Here is a 17,461-nt window from a genome sequence, read left to right on the forward strand (position 1 = left end):
CGTGACACCCGGCGCGTGAAGAGGCGTGAACGCATCGGGCTTCGCCGCGCCCGCTCACCCACCGGGGAGCGGCTGAGGCGGTCGTGCTCCTACGTAGTGCCCGCTCGGCCGCATGCGCAGGGGCCGTTCGCCGTACTCCTCCAGGGTGTGGGCGATCCAGCCGGCCGTGCGGGCCACGGCGAAGACGGTCTCGCCTGCCGTGGAGGGCATACCGGAGGCGACCGTCAGGACGGCCAGGGCGAGGTCGACGTTGGCGTGCAGGGGGGTGTGGCGGGCGGCGGTGGCCGCGACGTCCTGGGCGGCGGCGAGGGCCGGTGCGGCGTGCGGCACCTCGGCGAGGAGGGCGAACAGGGCACGCGCGCGGGGATCCTCGCCGGGGTAGAGGCGGTGTCCGAGCCCGGGAACGCGGCGCCCGGCGCGCAGTTCGTCGGCGATCACGGGGACCGCGGTGCCCCGGTCCAGCACCTCCAGCAGCAGTCGGTGCGCAAGTCCACTGGCCGCTCCGTGCAGGGGTCCCTCCAGGACGCCGAGGCCCGCCGAGACGGCGGCGTAGGCGTGTGCCCGGGCCGAGGCGGCGACACGGACGGCGAGCGTCGAGGCGGCCAGGTCGTGGTCGACGAGCAGCCCCAGCGCCGTGTCCAGCGCGCGCAGGGACACCTCGTCGGGGCTGCGGCCGGTGAGGCGTGCCCACAACCGGTGGGCCAGCGGTCCCTCGTCGCGGTGGTCGTGCCGCACCGGCGCCAGCGCGGCCACGAGGGTGGGGATGAGAGTGCGTGCGGTGCCGAGTACCGCGCTCTCGGAGAGGTCGAAGCGCAGAGGGTCCGCGGCCGCGGCGGCGATGGCCGCCACCCGCAACCGGTCGGTGGGACTGCTGTGTTCGGGCAGCGCGTCGACGGCGCGGCGGGCCGGGGCGACGGAGGCTTCCGGGGCGGTGAAGGTGACACCGGGGCGCAGCCGTCCGGTCCACAGCCACTCGGCGATCTCCTCGTAGGAGTGGCGGGCGGCGAGTTCGGTCGCGTCGACCCCGCGGAAGTAGTAGCGGTCCTGGTCGATCAAGGTGATGCGGGTACGCACCGAGAAGTCCCCCGCGGCGCTCGAACTCCCTCCCGCTCCACGCCCGTTGCGCCGTGCGAGCGCCTCGACCTCGTGGGGGTCGAAGGTGCTGCCGCGCCCGCCGGGCTCGCGGCGGCTGCTGAGCTGGCCCCGGCTGACGTACGCGTAGACCGTCTCCGGCTTCACGCCCAGCAGCTCGGCGGTCTCTCTGGTGCTGATCCGCCGTTCCACGTCGCGGGTGGGCGCCGGCAGTTCTCGATCCCTCATGGCGTCACCGTATCCATACCTCGACGACATTGATTCACATTGATCCAATCAATATTGACAACCATTGAGTCAAGCATGGACAGTCGAATCAAGTCCAGGGAGGAAACCATGCCGAACAACCGGGCCGCTGCCACCGCGTCCTTCGCTCCTGTCGATATCCCCCGAGGGCTCGCGGGTGTCGTCGTCACCGACACCGCTCTCGGGGACGTCAGAGGACGGGAGGGCTTCTACCACTACCGCCAGTACTCGGCCGTCGAACTCGCGCGGACCCGGGGCTTCGAAGACGTCTGGCACCTGCTGCTCCACGGCGACCTGCCCGACACGGCTCAGCGTGCCGCGTTCCTCGGAAGGACGGCGGCGCTGCGACGGCTGCCGGACGAGGTGCGCGCGGCACTGCCGGCCATCGCCGCGGGGAGCGCCGGCAGCGGGGCCCTCGCCGGAATGCGCACCGCCCTGTCGCTGCTCGGCGCGTCCCTGGGGTTCCGGCCGGTGTACGACATCGGCGCCGACCGGCGTCGCGCCGACACCCTCGCCGCCTCCGCGGCCGTGCCGACACTGCTGACGGCGCTGTACCGGCTCGGGCAGGGGCTCGATCCGGTGGAGCCGCGCGACGATCTCTCCTACGCGGCCAACTACCTCTACATGCTCACGGGCACGGAGCCGGACGAGACGCGGGCCAGGGCGATCGAGCAATACCTCATCTCCACCATTGACCACGGATTCAATGCGTCAACGTTCACGGCGCGGGTGATCGCGTCGACAGGCGCGGATGTCGCCGCGTGTCTGGTCGGCGCGGTGGGAGCACTGTCCGGCCCCCTCCACGGTGGCGCTCCGAGTCGTGCCCTGGACACCCTCGACGCCATCGGCACGCTCGAACGCATCGATTCCTGGATCCGCGAACGCGTCCTCGCAGGCGACCGCATCATGGGTTTCGGCCACCCCGTCTACCGCACGGAGGACCCCCGTTCCCGCATGCTCCGGGGCATTGCCGAGGGTTTCGGCGGGCCGCTGGTCGACTTCGCGGTGGAGGTCGAACGCCGGGTGGAGGCGATCCTCGCCGAGCTGAAGCCGGGCCGGGAACTTCACACGAACGTGGAGTTCTACGCGGGCGTCGTCATGGAACTGTGCGGGCTGCCCCGTGAGATGTTCACGCCGACCTTCGCCGCGGCGCGGGTCGTCGGCTGGAGTGCCAACATTGTGGAACAGGCGGAGGACCCGAAGATCATCCGGCCGGCGGCGCGGTACGTCGGGGAGCCGGCACCTCAGCGAGTTCCGGCGGCGGCCTGAACGTCGCTCTTGTCCGGTGCCTCGCGCCCGCGCCCGCGCCCGCGTCCGCGCCCGCGTGCGGCGCCCGGCGTCCGGCGCCCGACGTCATACGCCCGGCGCCCGCGCCCGCGTGCGGCGCCCGGCGTCCGGCGCCCGACGTCATACGCCCGGCGCCTGGCACCCGGCGTCCGGCGATCCGAGCCGGCCGGTGCAGCAGTTCTGCCGAGCGGCGCCGATCGGCAGGGGGCGGAGAGGAGGCGTACGGAGGGAAATGCGGGGCGGGTGCCCCGGCGCCATGCCCGACGTGTGTCCCGCGAGCGCTGCCGACGTGAGGTTCACTTCGGGGCGTTTCCTCCCGCTCGTATCCTGGGTCGGCATTCGTCGCGAGCACGCGAATCCGGTCCATGAGCCGGTGCACGCTCAGGTCCAGAGAGGGCGCACGTTGAGTCAGCCGAGTGAGTCGAGTCCGCAGATCCCGGTCGTGGTCCTCGCCGGGTTCCTGGGTTCCGGCAAGACCACCTTGCTCAACCATCTGCTGCACCACAGCGGAGGCAGCCGTATCGGCGCGATCGTCAACGACTTCGGGACGATCGAGATCGACGCCATGGCCGTGGCCGGAGCACTGGGCGACTCCACCGTCGCTCTCGGAAACGGCTGTCTGTGCTGCGCCGTCGACGCCGGAGAGCTCGACGACTATCTGGAGCGGCTCGCCCGGCCCTCGGCCGGGATCGACGTCATCGTCATCGAGGCGAGCGGGCTCGCCGAGCCGCAGGAGCTCGTGCGGATGGTGCTGGCCGGAGAGAATCCGCGGGTCGTCTACGGCGGTCTCGTCGAGGTCGTCGACGCCGCCGAGTTCGACGCCACTCGCGCGCGACACCCCGAGATCGACCGGCATCTGGCCCTCGCCGACCTCGTCGTCGTCAACAAGCTGGACCGGGCCGTCGCGGGACGCGGGACCGGCCCGCACACCTCCGGCGCGGAGGGCACCGGGGACGAGCCGGCCGCCGACGGTGAGCACGTGCTCCGGGTCGTCCGTGAGCTCGCCGACCGCGCCGCCGTCGTCCCGGCGACCTTCGGCCGTATCGACCCCGAGTTCCTCTTCGACTGCAGGCCGACCGAGGAGCGCATCGGGCAGCTGTCCTTCGACGACCTCCACGTCCACGGCGGCGGAGAGGGGCACGGCGACGGGAGCGGCGACCACGGCGGGCATCTGCACTCCGCCTACGACTCCGTGTCCTTCACCTCCGAGGTCCCGCTCGGACCGCGCCGGCTGATGGACTTCCTCGACAGCAGGCCCGAGGGGCTCTACCGCATCAAGGGGTACGTCGACTTCGGCGCCGCCGACCCGCGCAACCGGTACGCGGTGCACGCCGTCGGGCGGTTCCTGCGCTTCTATCCCGAGCCGTGGGCCGACGGCGACGAGCGGCTGACCCAGCTCGTGCTCATCGGCGCGGGAATCGACGCCCACGCCCTCGGCAAGGAGCTGGAGGCATGCAAGGAGGACGCCCCGCACGCCGACGAGCACAGCATGTGGGGCGTCCTCCGCTACGTACAGGAGCAGCGTCCGCAGGAGTGAGCCGGGGCTACACCGGTCCGGCCACCACCGCCACCGTCTTCGCCAGGGACACCCCCGAGCCGTCGCGGCGCGGGTCCATCTCGGGCAGCTCGGCCGGCGTGCCGTTCTTCTGCGCCGCCCGCGCCGGAGCGGGGCCCGCCCAGGCCAGCGAGAGGCAGTCCTCGCCCTTGAGGAACCGCTGGCAGCGCACGCCGCCCGTGGCGCGCCCCTTGCGCGGGTACTGGTCGAAGGGGGTCAGCTTGGCGGTCGTCTGGACCGAGTCGTCCAGTGTGCCGCGCGAGCCCGCCACCGTGAAGACGACCGCGTCCGCCGCGGGGTCGACGGCCGTGAACGAGATCACCTTGGCGCCCTCGGTGAGCTTGATGCCCGTCATACCGCCCGCGGGACGGCCCTGCGGGCGGACGTGTGCGGCCTGGTAGCGCAGCAGCTGGGCGTCGTCGGTGACGAAGACCAGGTCCTCGTCGCCGGTGCTCAGCTCGACGGCTCCGACGATGCGGTCGCCGTCCTTGAGCGTGATGACCTCCAGCTCGCCCCTGTTGGAGGGGTAGTCGGGGACCACGCGCTTGACCACGCCCTGTGCCGTGCCGATCGCCAGTCCCGGCGACGACTCGTCGAGCGTCATGAGGCAGACCACCGTCTCGTCCGCCGCCAGGGAGGGCAGGAACTCCGAAATCGGCGCGCCTCCCGAGAGGTTGGGCGCCGACGCCGTCTCCGGCAGCTGCGGGAGGTCGATCACGTTCAGCCGGAGCAGGCGGCCGGAGGAGGTGACCGCGCCGATCTCGCCGCGGGCCGTCGCCGGCACCGCGGAGACGATCACGTCGTGCTTGCTGCGCTTGCCGTCCGCGTCCTCGCCGAAGGGGTCGCCGTTCGCCGTACGGGCGAGCAGGCCCGTGGAGGACAGCAGGACCCGGCACGGGTCGTCCGCGACCTGGAGGGGGACGGCGGCGGCGGGCGAACCGGCGGAAGCCAGCAGCACCGTGCGCCGGTCGGTGCCGAACTTCTTGGCCACCGAGGCCAGTTCGTTCGAGACCAGCTTGCGCAGCTCCGCGTCCGAGTCCAGGATGCCGGTCAGTTCGTCGATCTCGCCGTTCAGCCGGTCGCGCTCGGTCTCCAGCTCGATGCGGTCGAACCTGGTGAGCCGGCGCAGCGGCGTGTCCAGGATGTACTGCGTCTGGATGTCGCTGAGCGAGAAGCGTCCGATCAGACGCTCCTTGGCCTGGGCGGAGTTGTCGCTGGAGCGGATCAGCCGGATGACCTCGTCGATGTCGATCAGGGCGATCAGGAGCCCGTCGACGAGGTGCAGCCGGTCGCGCTTCTTGGTGCGGCGGAACTCGCTGCGTCGGCGCACGACGTCGAAGCGGTGGTCGAGGTAGACCTCGAGCAGTTCCTTCAGGCCCAGGGTGAGGGGCTGGCCGTCGACCAGAGCCACGTTGTTGATGCCGAAGGACTCCTCCATCGGCGTCAGCTTGTAGAGCTGTTCGAGGACGGCCTCCGGCACGAAGCCGTTCTTGATCTCGATGACCAGGCGCAGGCCGTGCGCCCGGTCGGTGAGGTCCTTGACGTCGGCGATGCCCTGCAGCTTCTTCGCGCCGACCAGGTCCTTGATCTTGGCGATCACCTTCTCCGGGCCCACGGTGAAGGGCAGTTCGGTGACGACGAGACCCTTGCGGCGCGGTGTCACGCTCTCCACGGCGACCGTGGCGCGGATCTTGAAGGTGCCGCGGCCCGTCTCGTACGCGTCCCTGATCCCCGAGAGCCCGACGATCCGCCCGCCGGTGGGCAGGTCGGGCCCCGGGACGTACTTCATCAGCGTGTCCAGGTCGGCGCCCGGGTGACGGATCAGGTGCCGGGCGGCCGCGATGACCTCGCCGAGGTTGTGCGGCGGCATGTTGGTCGCCATGCCGACGGCGATGCCGGACGCGCCGTTCACCAGCAGGTTGGGGTAGGCCGCCGGGAGGACGCCGGGCTCCTGCTCCTGCCCGTCGTAGTTCGGTGCGAAGTCGACGGTGTTCTCGTCGATCGACTCCGTCATCAGGGACGTCGCGTCGGCCATCCGGCACTCGGTGTACCGCATGGCGGCGGGCGGGTCGTCGTTGCCGAGGGAACCGAAGTTGCCGTGGCCGTCGACCAGGGGGAGCCGCATGGAGAAGGGCTGGGCCAGCCGCACCAGGGCGTCGTAGATCGACGCGTCGCCGTGCGGGTGGAGCTTGCCCATGACCTCGCCGACGACGCGGGCGCACTTCACGTAGCCGCGGTCGGGGCGCAGGCCCATCTCGTTCATCTGGTAGACGATGCGGCGGTGCACGGGCTTGAGGCCGTCACGCGCGTCCGGCAGGGCCCGGGAGTAGATCACCGAGTACGCGTACTCGAGGAAGGAGCCCTGCATCTCGTCGACGACGTCGACGTCGAGGATCCGCTCCTCGAAGTCGTCGGGCGGCGGGGTCTTCGTGCTGCGGCGGGCCATCGCTGCTGCGGCTCCTTCACCAACATGAACGGGTTCTGACGCGCACCATTGTGGACCGCTCCACTGACAACGCGGACCACTACCCGTCCCCAACCGCTCCCGCCGGGCCCCGCGGCCCGCCCGCCGGCGGCCCGCACGGCCGCTCCGGTCGGCTCGGCCACCCCCGCGCCGGTCGCCCGCACGGCGCTCCGGACGGCCCGGCCCGACCGTCCGCTCGTGGCCCGGCCCGACCACCCCCTCGCGGCCCGGCCCGACCGTCCGCTCGTGGCCCGTGCGTCCGCTCCGGGTGGCCCGGCCGCCCCGGGGAGGACCGGCCGGCCGGCCCCCGACGCGGCACCGCGAGCGACCGCCCACCGGGCCGCCCACCCCGCGGTGACCGCTTCGCGCAGGCGTCCGGATCCCACGGCGGAAGTCTCGCTGTGGGCGTACGAGGTGCGGGAACTTCGCCAGGCGTCTGCGCGCTTGCATACAGTGGCAGGACCGACAGGAATTCTGCAGTTTTCCGCGATCGAAGGGACGTACATGCCCATGGGTCACACGGCCACAGCTGAGGCAGGCTCCGGCGGCCTGACAGCGACCGAGCACCGCCTGGCCAACGGCCTGCGCGTGGTGCTCTCCGAGGACCATCTGACCCCGGTCGCGGCGGTGTGCCTCTGGTACGACGTCGGCTCGCGCCACGAGGTCAAGGGCCGGACCGGCCTCGCCCACCTCTTCGAGCACTTGATGTTCCAGGGGTCGGGCCAGGTGAAGGGCAACGGCCACTTCGAACTCGTACAGGGCGCCGGCGGCTCGCTGAACGGCACGACGAGCTTCGAGCGCACCAACTACTTCGAGACCATGCCGGCGCACCAGTTGGAGCTCGCTCTCTGGCTGGAGGCCGACCGCATGGGCTCGCTGCTCACCGCGCTCGACGAAGAGTCCATGGAGAACCAGCGGGACGTCGTCAAGAACGAGCGCCGGCAGCGCTACGACAACGTGCCCTACGGCACCGCGTTCGAGAAGCTGACCGCCCTCGCCTACCCGGAGGGCCACCCTTACCACCACACCCCGATCGGGTCGATGGCGGACCTGGACGCGGCCACCCTGGAGGACGCCCGCGCGTTCTTCCGGACCTACTACGCCCCCAACAACGCGGTCCTGTCGGTCGTCGGGGACATCGACCCCGAGCAGACCCTCGCCTGGATCGAGAAGTACTTCGGCTCCATCGCCGGGCACGACGGGAAGCCCGCCCCGCGCGACGGCTCGCTGCCGGACATCATCGGCGAGCAGCTGCGCGAGGTCGTCGAGGAGGAGGTCCCGGCCCGCGCGCTGATGGCCGCCTACCGCCTCCCGGAGGACGGCACGCGCGCGTGCGACGCGGCCGACCTGGCGCTCACCGTCCTCGGGGGCGGCGAGTCGTCCCGCCTCTACAACCGGCTCGTCCGCCGTGACCGCACCGCCGTCGCGGCCGGGTTCGGTCTGCTGCGGCTCGCCGGAGCGCCCTCCCTGGGCTGGTTCGACGTGAAGACGTCCGGTGACGTCGAGGTCCCGGTCATCGAGGCGGCCGTCGACGAGGAGCTCGCCCGGTTCGCCGAGGAGGGCCCCACCACCGAGGAGATGGAGCGCGCCCAGGCCCAGCTGGAGCGGGAGTGGCTGGACCGGCTGAGCACCGTCGCGGGCCGCGCCGACGAATTGTGCCGGTACGCCGTCCTGTTCGGTGACCCGCAGCTCGCCCTCACCGCGGTGGAGCGCGTGCTCGCCGTCACCCCCGAGGAGGTGCAGGAGGTCGCCAAGGCCCGGCTGCGCCCCGACAACCGCGCGGTGCTCGTGTACGAGCCGGTCGCCGCCGACGAGGCGGAGGCCGCAGCGGCCGCCGAAGCCACTGACGAGGACGAGGAGTCGGCCAAGTGACCGAGCTCGCGACGATGGAGTTCCACCCCCGGCCGCAGGCAGGCGAGGCCCGGCCGTGGGCGTTCCCGGCACCCGAGCGCGGCACGCTCGACAACGGCCTGACGGTTCTGCGCTGCCACCGCCCCGGCCAGCAGGTCGTCGCCGTGGAGGTGCTCGTCGACGCCCCCCTGGAGGCCGAGCCCGCCGGTATCGACGGCGTCGCCACGATCATGGCCCGCGCCTTCTCCGAGGGAACCGACAAGCACTCCGCGGAGGAGTTCGCAGCCGAGCTCGAGCGCTGCGGCGCCACCCTCGACTCGCACGCCGACCACCCGGGCGTGCGTCTCTCGCTGGAGGTCCCGGTCTCCCGGCTCGAGAAGGGGCTCGGCCTGCTCGCCGACGCCCTGCGGGCACCGGCCTTCACGGACAGTGAGATCGAACGGCTGGTGCGCAACCGGCTCGACGAGATCCCGCACGAGAGCGCCAACCCGGCCCGCCGCGCGGCCAAGGAGCTCTCCAAGGAGCTGTTCCCGGCCGGCTCGCGCATGTCGCGTCCGCGCCAGGGCACCGAGGCGACGGTCCAGAAGATCGACTCTGCGGCCGTGCGCGCCTTCTACGAGAAGCACGTGCGTCCCGCCACCGGCACCGCCGTGGTCGTCGGCGACCTCACCGACGTCGACCTCGACGCGCTGCTCGCCGACACGCTCGGCGCCTGGACCGGCTCCCCGGCCGAGCCGCGTCCGGTGCCACCGGTCACCGCCGACGACCGGGGCCGCGTGATCATCGTCGACCGCCCCGGCGCCGTACAGACGCAGTTGCTCATCGGCCGCGTCGGAGCCGACCGGCACGACCGGGTGTGGCCCGCCCAGGTGCTCGGCACGTACTGCCTCGGCGGCACCCTCACCTCGCGCCTGGACCGCGTCCTGCGCGAGGAGAAGGGCTACACCTACGGAGTGCGGGCGTTCGGCCAGGTGCTGCGCTCGGCTCCGGACGGCTCGGGTGCCGCGATGCTCGCCATCAGCGGTTCGGTGGACACGCCCAACACCGGTCCGGCACTGGACGACCTGTGGAAGGTGCTGCGCACGCTCGCCGCGGACGGTCTGACGGACCCCGAGCGCGACGTGGCCGTGCAGAATCTGGTGGGCGTCGCACCGCTCAAGTTCGAGACGGCGGCGGCGGTGGCGAGCACGCTCGCCGACCAGGTCGAGCAGCACCTGCCGGACGACTACCAGGCGACGCTCTATCAGCAGCTCGCCGCCACAGGCACCGTGGAGGCCACCGCGGCCGTCGTGAACGCCTTCCCGGTCGACCGCCTGGTGACGGTCCTGGTGGGCGACGCCGCGCAGATCGAGGAGCCCGTCAAGGCCCTCGGCATCGGTGAAGTGAGCGTCGTTCGGGCCGAGTAGAGCCCCGCGGACGACGGGACCCTGGTGACTGATGAGTCACCAGGGTCCCCGCGTTTACCCGTCGTCCATCCGGGGTTCCGCGCGCGCTTACCCGGCTTCGTCCGCGTTATGTCCGTATTGCCGGGGCGTTGCCCTTCTGCCCTGTGGCGTGCACTACAAAAGCCGTGATTCGTTTGTCGATTGAAAGACGCCCCCCTTAGCGTCAGTCCGACTGTTCGTCGGGCAGTGCGCCGCGTCCGCGGCACCGGACAGTCATCGCCGAGTCCCCGTACGGCGCGAGCCAGGGGAGCCGGGGACCCATCGCAGTCCCTGGGGTGAATCGGGCGTCCTTCCCCAAGGAGGCCCGTAGGAGACCTTCCTGCTCCGAACCCGTCAGCTAACCCGGTAGGCGAGAGGGAAGGAAAGGACCAGCCCCTTCATGGCGTTCACCCGTGCCACCGGGAAGCACCGTCGTCCCAGCCGGATCACGCGTACCACCAAGAGTGCGGCAGGCGTGGCGGCTCTCACCACCACCGGTGTCATCGGAACCCTGGCCGCCCCCGCGTTCGCCGCGGACGCCGCCTCCGTCCAGCAGACCGGGCTGACCCAGGCCGTCACCATCGGCGACACGGTCGCCGAGCAGGTCGACGCGCAGGCCGCCGCCCAGCGGCACGCCGCCGACGAGGCCGCGGCGCTGAAGAAGGCCGAGGAGGCCGCGAAGCGGCGGGTCATGGCTGAGGCCAAGAAGGAGCGCGAGGTCAAGGCCCGTGCCGCCCGCGCCGCCGAGCGCAAGCTTCTCAACACCTTCGTCGCCCCGGTCGCCGGCTCCTACGTCTCCACCGGCTACAAGACCGGCGGCAGCCTCTGGTCCTCCGGCAGCCACACCGGCGTCGACTTCCACGCCGCGTCGGGCACCGTCGTCCAGGCCGTCGGCGCCGGCACCGTCGTCACGACCGGCTGGGCCGGCGCCTACGGCAACCAGGTCGTGATCAAGATGCACGACGGGACGTACACCATGTACGGCCACCTGGCGTCCGTCAACGTCTCCGAGGGACAGACCGTCACCCCGGGCCAGCCGATAGCCCTCTCCGGCTCGACCGGCAACTCTACGGGACCGCATCTCCACTTCGAGGCCCGTACGACGGCCGAGTACGGCTCGGACATCGACCCCGTCTCCTACCTCCGCTCGCACGGCGTCAGCCTCTGACACCCGGCGACTTCCGAAGGCCCCGGCTCGACGAGCCGGGGCCTTCGGCGTTTCGGACGCGCGTCCGTCCAAAAAATGCATATGGATTCCGGTCCGCCATCGGAAATTCCGTCCCGCTGCAATAGAGTCGCTGAACGAGCGTCAATCGACGGCGTTTCGCGAGGATTGAGGCGGAGGTCCGCTCATGCGCATTCCGGCGCACTCGGTATGCACGGCGATCCGTGACGACATCGTCGCGGGTGTCTACGAGCGCGGCAGCCGGCTCACCGAGGAACTGCTCGCCCGCCGCTACGGGGTCTCGCGCGTCCCCGTGCGCGAGGCGCTGCGCACGCTGGAGGCCGAGGGGTTCGTCGTCATCCGGCGGCACGCGGGCGCGTGCGTGGCGGAACCCACCGAACAGGAGGCGGCGGACCTCCTGGAGATGCGGATGCTGCTGGAGCCCCTGGGCGCGGCGCGGGCCGCCCAGCGCCGCACCGAGGCCCACCTCAAGGTTCTGCGGGGCCTGGTCAGGCTCGGGCAGGAGCGGGCCAGGAGAGGCCACAGCGAGGATCTGCGGTCCCTGGGGGCCTGGTTCCACGAGACGCTCGCCCAGGCGTCCGGGAGCCCCGCGCTGACCTCGACACTCGCCCAGCTGCGGCACAAGATCGCCTGGATGTACGCGGTGGAGGCGCCGGCCGACGCCGCGGAGGCCTGGGCGGAGCACGGCGGCATCGTGGACGCCGTCGCGCGCGGGGACAGTGAGCGGGCGCGCGCGATCACCGCGCTGCACGCCGAGCGCGCCGCCTCCGCGCACCGTTTCCGCTCCGCGCGGCGCGCCCGACCCGCGGACCGCGTGAGGACTTCGCAACCTCCCGTAAACATCTCCGGCCCACGGCATTAACAGAAGCACCGTATACAAAGAGGGATATTCGGAAGGCGGCTGTTTCCGCTGCCCTCTTTCCGTGCGCCGGGAATTCCCGTCGCGCCTTTTCGGGTGCCTGTCGCATTGTCCGGACGGCGTGCTGATATCGACCGGCCGCCGACCGGAGCCGAGCGACGGGATCCGGAAAGGCGCGAGAACGGCGAAGCCGCGTCGACCGGTCGGGCCGACGCGGCTTCGCCGCACAAGAGAGTGTCCGAGGAGTCAGACGGTCTCGGGAAGCTCGTCGAGGCCCTCGGAGACCAGCTTGGCCAGGCGGTCGAGGGCCGTGTCCGCGCCCTCCGCGTCGGAGGCGAGGACGACCTCCTCGCCGCCCTGGGCGCCGAGGCCGAGGACCGCGAGCATCGACGCGGCGTTGACGGGGTTGCCGTCCGCCTTGGCGATCGTCACGGGGACGCCGGAGGCCGTGGCCGCCCGGACGAAGATGGAGGCGGGGCGGGCGTGGAGGCCCTCGGCCCAGCCGACGTTGACGCGGCGCTCAGCCATGTGATGCTGCCCTTCCGGTGTTCCAAGGTTGTCTAGACCAGTGTCCCATACGGTGAAGCGTGCCCGGGCGGACCGCGGGCCCACCCCGGCGGGAGCCTCCGGGACGAGCCCCGGAGGAGTCACCCGGCACGCCCCCGGAGGCGGTGGCGGACCCCCAAGCCTGCCTCGCGACGTCGCCGGACGCGAGCCGTACGCTGGGGCCCATGCAGACCCCGTCGGACCGGCACGAGTACCCCGCCCACTGGGAAGCCGACGTGGTGCTGCGCGACGGCGGCACGGCGCGCGTCCGCCCCATCACCGTCGACGACGCCGAGCGCCTGGTCAGCTTCTACGAGCAGGTTTCGGACGAGTCGAAGTACTACCGCTTCTTCGCGCCCTACCCGCGGCTGTCCGCCAAGGACGTCCGCCGCTTCACGCACCACGACTTCGTGGACCGGGTGGGACTCGCGGCCACGATCGGCGGCGAGTTCATCGCGACCGTACGGTACGACCGCATCACCCCCGACGGCCTGCCCGCCTCCTCCCACCCCGCGCCCGGCGCGGCAGAGGGCGCACCCGTCTCCGACGAGGCCGAGGTGGCCTTCCTCGTGCAGGACGCCCACCAGGGACGCGGTGTCGCCTCTGCCCTGCTGGAGCACATCGCGGCGGTGGCCCGGGAGCGCGGCATCCGCCGCTTCGCCGCCGAGGTGCTGCCGGCCAACAGCAAGATGATCAAGGTGTTCACGGACGCGGGCTTCCGGCAGAAGCGCAGCTTCGAGGACGGGGTGGTCCGGCTCGAGTTCGGACTGGAGCCGACGGACCGCTCGCGTGCCGTCCAGTGGGCGCGGGAGCAGCGGGCCGAGGCACGGTCCGTGCAGCGGCTGCTCGCGCCCGGCTCGGTGGCCGTGATCGGCGCGGGCCGCTCGCCCGGCGGAGTGGGCCGCAGCGTCCTCGACAACCTCCGCGAGGCCGGCTTCACCGGCCGCCTGTACGCCGTGAACAGGGCGTTCGAGGAGAAGGAGCTGGAGGGCGTCCCGGCCCACCGCTCCGTCCGGGAGATCGCCGAGCCCGTCGACCTCGCGGTCGTCGCCGTCCCCGCGGAGCACGTGCCGGACACCGTCGCGGAGTGCGGGGAGCACGGCGTGCAGGGGCTCGTCGTGGTCTCCGCCGGATATGCCGAGAGCGGGCCCGAGGGCCGCGAGCGCCAGCGCGAGCTGGTCCGCCAGGCCCGCACGTACGGCATGCGGATCATCGGGCCCAACGCCTTCGGGGTCATCAACACCTCGCCCGGGGTGCGGCTCAACGCCTCGCTCGCCCCGGAGATGCCCCGCGCCGGGCGGATCGGCCTGTTCGCCCAGTCCGGCGCCATCGGCATCGCGCTGCTGTCCCGGCTGCACCGGCGCGGCGGCGGTGTCACGGGCGTGACCGGCGTGTCGACCTTCGTCTCCTCGGGCAACCGCGCGGACGTCTCCGGCAACGACGTGCTCCAGTACTGGTACGACGACCCGGACACCGACGTCGCCCTGATGTACCTCGAATCCATCGGCAACCCGCGCAAGTTCACCCGGCTCGCCCGGCGGACCGCGGCGGCCAAGCCCCTGGTCGTCGTCCAGGGCGCCCGGCACGGCGGAGCCGCCCCCCAGGGCCACGCCGTCCGGGCCACCCGGCTGCCGCACGCGACCGTCTCCGCGCTGCTGCGGCAGGCCGGCGTCATCCGCGTCGACACCATCACCGAGCTCGTCGACGCGGGTCTCCTGCTCGCGCGCCAGCCGCTCCCGCCCGGGCCCCGGGTGGCGATCCTCGGCAACTCGGAGTCGCTCGGGCTCCTCACCTACGACGCGTGCCTCGCCCAGGGGCTGCGGCCGCTGCCGCCGCTGGACCTGACGACGGCGGCCTCGGCGGACGACTTCCACGACGCGCTGGCCCACGCGCTGGCCGACGACACGTGCGACGCGGTGGTGGTGACCGCCATCCCGGCGGTGGGGGAGACGCCCGCGGCCGACGAGGCCCTCGCCGGGGCGCTGCGCTCCGCCGCCGCGGCGGCCCCCGCCAAGCCGGTGCTCGTCGTCCACGTCGAGCTGGGCGGGCTCGCCGAGGCGCTGTCCGCCGCCGCGAGCACCGCCCCCCAGCCGGCCGCCCCCGGTTCCCGGCCCCCGGCCGCCTCTGCCGCGCCCGGGCGGAGCGAGTCCCCTCGCCGGGCCGGGGCCACGGCCGCCGACGATCCCGCCGCGAGCCCCCGGCTCATCCCGGCCTACCCCGCCGCCGAGCGCGCCGTCCGGGCCCTGGCCGAAGCAGTGAAGTACGCCCAGTGGCGCCGCGACGCCGCCGAGCCCGGCAGGGTCCCCGAGTACGACGACATCGACGAGAAGGGCGCCGCCGAGCTGATCGACGGCCTGCTCGCGCGGAACGAGGGGCTCACGCTGGGCGCGGACGAGACGTGCGAGCTGCTCGGGCGCTACGGGATCGCGGTCCGCCGGGCACTGCCCGCGCCCACGCCCGAGGCCGCGGCACAGGCCGCCCGCACCCTCGGCTACCCCGTCGCCCTCAAGACCACCGCCCCGCACCTGCGTCACCGCGCCGACCTGGGCGGCGTCCGGCTCGACCTGGCGGACGAGGAGCAACTGCGCCGGGCGTACGCCGAGTTGACCGAGCTGTTCGGCGGCCCGGAGGAGCTGCGGCCGGTGGTGCAGGCGATGGCGCCGCGCGGGGTCGACACGGTCGTGCGGGCCGTCATCGACCCGGCGGCCGGCGCCGTCCTCTCCTTCGGTCTCGCCGGGGCCGCGTCCCAGCTGCTCGGCGACACGGCCCACCGGCTGATCCCGGTCACCGACCGGGAGGCGACCTCGCTGGTGCGGTCGATCCGGACGGCGCCGCTCCTGTTCGGCTGGCGCGGTTCGGCGCCGGTCGACACGGCGGCGCTCGAAGAGCTGATGCTGCGCCTGTCGCGGCTGGTCGACGACCACCCGGAGGTCGTCGCGGTCTCCCTGGAGCCGGTGGTCGTCGCTCCGCGCGGCCTGAGCGTCCTGGGGGCCACCGTGCGGCTCGCCCGCCCGCCCGCCCGCGACGACCTCGGCCCGCGCACACTGCCCGTCATCTGAGCGCCCGCGCCGTCGGCAGGCGCCCCGTCCCGCACGGACACCCGCGAGCGGTGCCGTGCAGTCGGCGCACCCCCGTAGGATGGACGTCATGGCCAAGACCAGTACGACGACCCAGGGGCTGCGAGCGGCGATCGAGCGCAGCGGCTACTACCCGGCTCTCGTGGCCGAGGCGGTGGAGGCCGCCGTCGGCGGTGATGCCGTCAAGTCGTTCCTGGTCCACCAGGAGACGACGTTCGACGCGAACGAGGTCCGCAGGCACGTCACGGTGCTGGTCCTCACCGCCAACCGTTTCGTCGTGAGCCACACCGACGAGCAGGCGGCGGACACCACCTCGCCGACGCCGTACGCCACGACGTCCACGGAGTCCGTCAAGCTCAGCCGGATCTCGTCGGTCGTGCTCAGCCGCGTGGTCGCCAACCCCGAGTCGTACGTCCCGGGCACGCTGCCGCGCGAGGTCGTCCTGACCATCGGCTGGGGCGCCGTCTCCCGCATCGACCTGGAGCCGGCGGCCTGCGGCGATCCCAACTGCGAGGCGGACCACGGCTACACGGGCAGCTCCACGGCGGACGACCTGAGCCTGCGCGTCAGCGAGGCAGGGGACGGCCCCGAGACGGTCCGCCAGGCCCTCGCCTTCGCGCAGTCCCTCTCCGAGGCGACCGCGGACATCGCGAGCTGATGGCTCTGCCCGCCTGGGACGACCCGGAACCTCTCGCCGTCGACTCCGCACCCGTCCCCGAGTACGGCACGGGTTCGCTGGCCGACCTGCTGCCCACGCTCGCCGCGGGCATGGGCGTACCGGGTGCGACCGCCGCCATCGCGGAACTGGCCGCGGCCGACCGCAACTGCGTCTTCCTGATCGACGGCCTCGGCTGGGAGCAGCTGAGGGCGCATCCGGACGAGGCCCCCTTCATGACGTCCCTGCTGGCGTCCTCCCGCGGCGGCACGGGCCGCCCGATCACCGCCGGCTACCCGGCGACCACCGCGACCTCCCTCGCCTCGGTCGGCACCGGTCTGCCGCCCGGCGCGCACGGCCTGCCGGGCTACACCGTCCGCAATCCGGACACGGACGCGCTCATGAACCAGCTGCGCTGGAATCCGTGGACGGAGCCGCGCGTCTGGCAGCCGTACCCGACCGTCTTCCAGCTGGCGGACGCGGCCGGCGTGCACACCGCCCAGGTCTCCTCGCCCGGCTTCCAGAACACGCCGCTGACGAAGGTCGCGCTGAGCGGCGGCACGTTCCACGGCCGGCTCACCGGCGAGGAGCGCATGGACTTCGCGGCCGAGCAACTGGCCGCGGGCGACCGCTCGTTGGTCTACACGTACTACGCCGAGGTGGACGGCAAGGGCCACCGCTTCGGTGTCGACTCCGACCCGTGGCGCGGCCAGCTCATGTACGTCGACCGCCTGGTCCAGCGGCTCGCGGAACAGCTCCCGCCGCGCACGGCCCTGTACGTCACCGCCGACCACGGCATGATCGACATCCCGTTCGACGAACAGCACCGCATCGACTTCGACGAGGACTGGGAGCTGCGCGCCGGGGTCGCCCTGCTCGGCGGCGAGGGCCGCGCGCGCCACGTCTACGCCGTGCGGGGCGCCGAGGCGGACGTCCTGACCTGCTGGCGCGAAGTGCTCGGCGAGCAGTTCTGGGTGGCGTCGCGCGACGAGGCGATCGACGCGGGCTGGTTCGGGCCGCGGATCGACGAGCGGGTGTACGGGCGGATCGGCGACGTGGTCGCGGCGGCCCGGGACGACGTCCTGCTCATCGCCTCCGAGCGCGAGCCGAAGGAGTCGGCCATGGTCGGCAACCACGGCTCGATGACCCCCGTTGAGCAGCTGGTCCCGCTCCTCCAAGTACGCTCCTGAGTCGTCCGCACAGATGCGCACGCCTTCGA

The 17,461-nt window shown here is 72.6% G+C and carries 12 protein-coding genes and 1 riboswitch; of the genes, 9 read left to right on the plus strand and 3 right to left on the minus strand.

Features of this window, described 5'->3' with window-relative positions:
• Nucleotides 1-54 precede the first annotated feature (54 nt).
• Nucleotides 55-1,320 (minus strand): citrate/2-methylcitrate synthase, encoded by a 1,266-nt coding sequence (locus ACFYP4_RS00405; RefSeq protein ID WP_388781312.1) that lies wholly within the window; start codon nt 1,318-1,320, stop codon nt 55-57.
• Between the two features lie 108 nt (nt 1,321-1,428).
• Here ACFYP4_RS00405 and ACFYP4_RS00410 point away from each other — a divergent pair, with 108 nt between their 5' ends.
• The gene (locus ACFYP4_RS00410; RefSeq protein WP_388781316.1) at nt 1,429-2,607 is read left to right on the plus strand and encodes a citrate synthase; all 1,179 of its coding nucleotides are present in this window, start codon (nt 1,429-1,431) and stop codon (nt 2,605-2,607) included.
• Nucleotides 2,608-3,028: 421 nt separating this feature from the next.
• Nucleotides 3,029-4,162 (plus strand): CobW family GTP-binding protein, encoded by a 1,134-nt coding sequence (locus tag ACFYP4_RS00415; protein ID WP_388781319.1) that lies wholly within the window; start codon nt 3,029-3,031, stop codon nt 4,160-4,162.
• Between the two features lie 7 nt (nt 4,163-4,169).
• On the opposite strand, the gene ACFYP4_RS00420 is transcribed toward ACFYP4_RS00415, so the two are convergent.
• The gene (locus tag ACFYP4_RS00420) at nt 4,170-6,626 is read right to left on the minus strand and encodes a DNA topoisomerase (ATP-hydrolyzing) subunit A (protein ID WP_388781322.1); all 2,457 of its coding nucleotides are present in this window, start codon (nt 6,624-6,626) and stop codon (nt 4,170-4,172) included.
• 522 nt (nt 6,627-7,148) lie between these two features.
• On the opposite strand from ACFYP4_RS00420, the gene ACFYP4_RS00425 reads away from it, so the two are divergent.
• The 4 genes from ACFYP4_RS00425 (at nt 7,149) to ACFYP4_RS00440 (ending at nt 11,967) form a co-directional block, all read left to right on the plus strand.
• Nucleotides 7,149-8,516: a pitrilysin family protein gene (locus ACFYP4_RS00425; RefSeq protein WP_358851487.1), complete on the plus strand. Its 1,368-nt coding sequence runs from the start codon at nt 7,149-7,151 to the stop codon at nt 8,514-8,516.
• Nucleotides 8,513-9,901, plus strand: coding sequence for a pitrilysin family protein (locus ACFYP4_RS00430; RefSeq protein WP_358851488.1), 1,389 nt, complete (start codon nt 8,513-8,515; stop codon nt 9,899-9,901). The genes ACFYP4_RS00425 and ACFYP4_RS00430 overlap by 4 nt, the downstream gene beginning before the upstream one ends.
• Nucleotides 9,902-10,147: 246 nt before the next feature.
• A riboswitch (cyclic di-AMP (ydaO/yuaA leader) is annotated at nt 10,148-10,307 on the plus strand.
• A gap of 12 nt (nt 10,308-10,319) precedes the next feature.
• Nucleotides 10,320-11,087: a M23 family metallopeptidase gene (locus ACFYP4_RS00435; RefSeq protein ID WP_388781325.1), complete on the plus strand. Its 768-nt coding sequence runs from the start codon at nt 10,320-10,322 to the stop codon at nt 11,085-11,087.
• A 184-nt stretch (nt 11,088-11,271) separates the two neighbouring features.
• Nucleotides 11,272-11,967, plus strand: coding sequence for a GntR family transcriptional regulator (locus ACFYP4_RS00440; RefSeq protein WP_358851490.1), 696 nt, complete (start codon nt 11,272-11,274; stop codon nt 11,965-11,967).
• 243 nt (nt 11,968-12,210) lie between these two features.
• On the opposite strand, the gene ACFYP4_RS00445 is transcribed toward ACFYP4_RS00440, so the two are convergent.
• The gene (locus ACFYP4_RS00445; RefSeq protein WP_358851491.1) at nt 12,211-12,492 is read right to left on the minus strand and encodes an HPr family phosphocarrier protein; all 282 of its coding nucleotides are present in this window, start codon (nt 12,490-12,492) and stop codon (nt 12,211-12,213) included.
• A 203-nt stretch (nt 12,493-12,695) separates the two neighbouring features.
• On the opposite strand from ACFYP4_RS00445, the gene ACFYP4_RS00450 reads away from it, so the two are divergent.
• From ACFYP4_RS00450 to ACFYP4_RS00460, 3 genes are all read left to right on the plus strand, one after another.
• The gene (locus ACFYP4_RS00450) at nt 12,696-15,569 is read left to right on the plus strand and encodes a GNAT family N-acetyltransferase (protein WP_388781329.1); all 2,874 of its coding nucleotides are present in this window, start codon (nt 12,696-12,698) and stop codon (nt 15,567-15,569) included.
• 88 nt (nt 15,570-15,657) lie between these two features.
• Nucleotides 15,658-16,245, plus strand: coding sequence for a DUF5998 family protein (locus ACFYP4_RS00455; RefSeq protein ID WP_358851493.1), 588 nt, complete (start codon nt 15,658-15,660; stop codon nt 16,243-16,245).
• Nucleotides 16,245-17,432, plus strand: coding sequence for an alkaline phosphatase family protein (locus ACFYP4_RS00460; RefSeq protein WP_388781332.1), 1,188 nt, complete (start codon nt 16,245-16,247; stop codon nt 17,430-17,432). The genes ACFYP4_RS00455 and ACFYP4_RS00460 overlap by 1 nt, the downstream gene beginning before the upstream one ends.
• Nucleotides 17,433-17,461 lie beyond the last annotated feature (29 nt).

The sequence above is a fragment of the Streptomyces sp. NPDC005551 genome, from assembly GCF_042871785.1.
In the GTDB taxonomy this organism is placed as follows: Bacteria; Actinomycetota; Actinomycetes; order Streptomycetales; family Streptomycetaceae; genus Streptomyces.

Coding starts and splice junctions, on each gene's coding strand:
- ACFYP4_RS00455 (WP_358851493.1), top strand. CDS start 15,658: ATGGCCAAGACCAGTACGACGACCCAGGGGCTGCGAGCGGCGATCGAG.
- ACFYP4_RS00445 (WP_358851491.1), bottom strand. CDS start 12,492: ATGGCTGAGCGCCGCGTCAACGTCGGCTGGGCCGAGGGCCTCCACGCC.
- ACFYP4_RS00405 (WP_388781312.1), bottom strand. CDS start 1,320: ATGAGGGATCGAGAACTGCCGGCGCCCACCCGCGACGTGGAACGGCGG.
- ACFYP4_RS00460 (WP_388781332.1), top strand. CDS start 16,245: ATGGCTCTGCCCGCCTGGGACGACCCGGAACCTCTCGCCGTCGACTCC.
- ACFYP4_RS00450 (WP_388781329.1), top strand. CDS start 12,696: ATGCAGACCCCGTCGGACCGGCACGAGTACCCCGCCCACTGGGAAGCC.
- ACFYP4_RS00420 (WP_388781322.1), bottom strand. CDS start 6,626: ATGGCCCGCCGCAGCACGAAGACCCCGCCGCCCGACGACTTCGAGGAG.
- ACFYP4_RS00410 (WP_388781316.1), top strand. CDS start 1,429: ATGCCGAACAACCGGGCCGCTGCCACCGCGTCCTTCGCTCCTGTCGAT.
- ACFYP4_RS00435 (WP_388781325.1), top strand. CDS start 10,320: ATGGCGTTCACCCGTGCCACCGGGAAGCACCGTCGTCCCAGCCGGATC.
- ACFYP4_RS00425 (WP_358851487.1), top strand. CDS start 7,149: ATGCCCATGGGTCACACGGCCACAGCTGAGGCAGGCTCCGGCGGCCTG.
- ACFYP4_RS00440 (WP_358851490.1), top strand. CDS start 11,272: ATGCGCATTCCGGCGCACTCGGTATGCACGGCGATCCGTGACGACATC.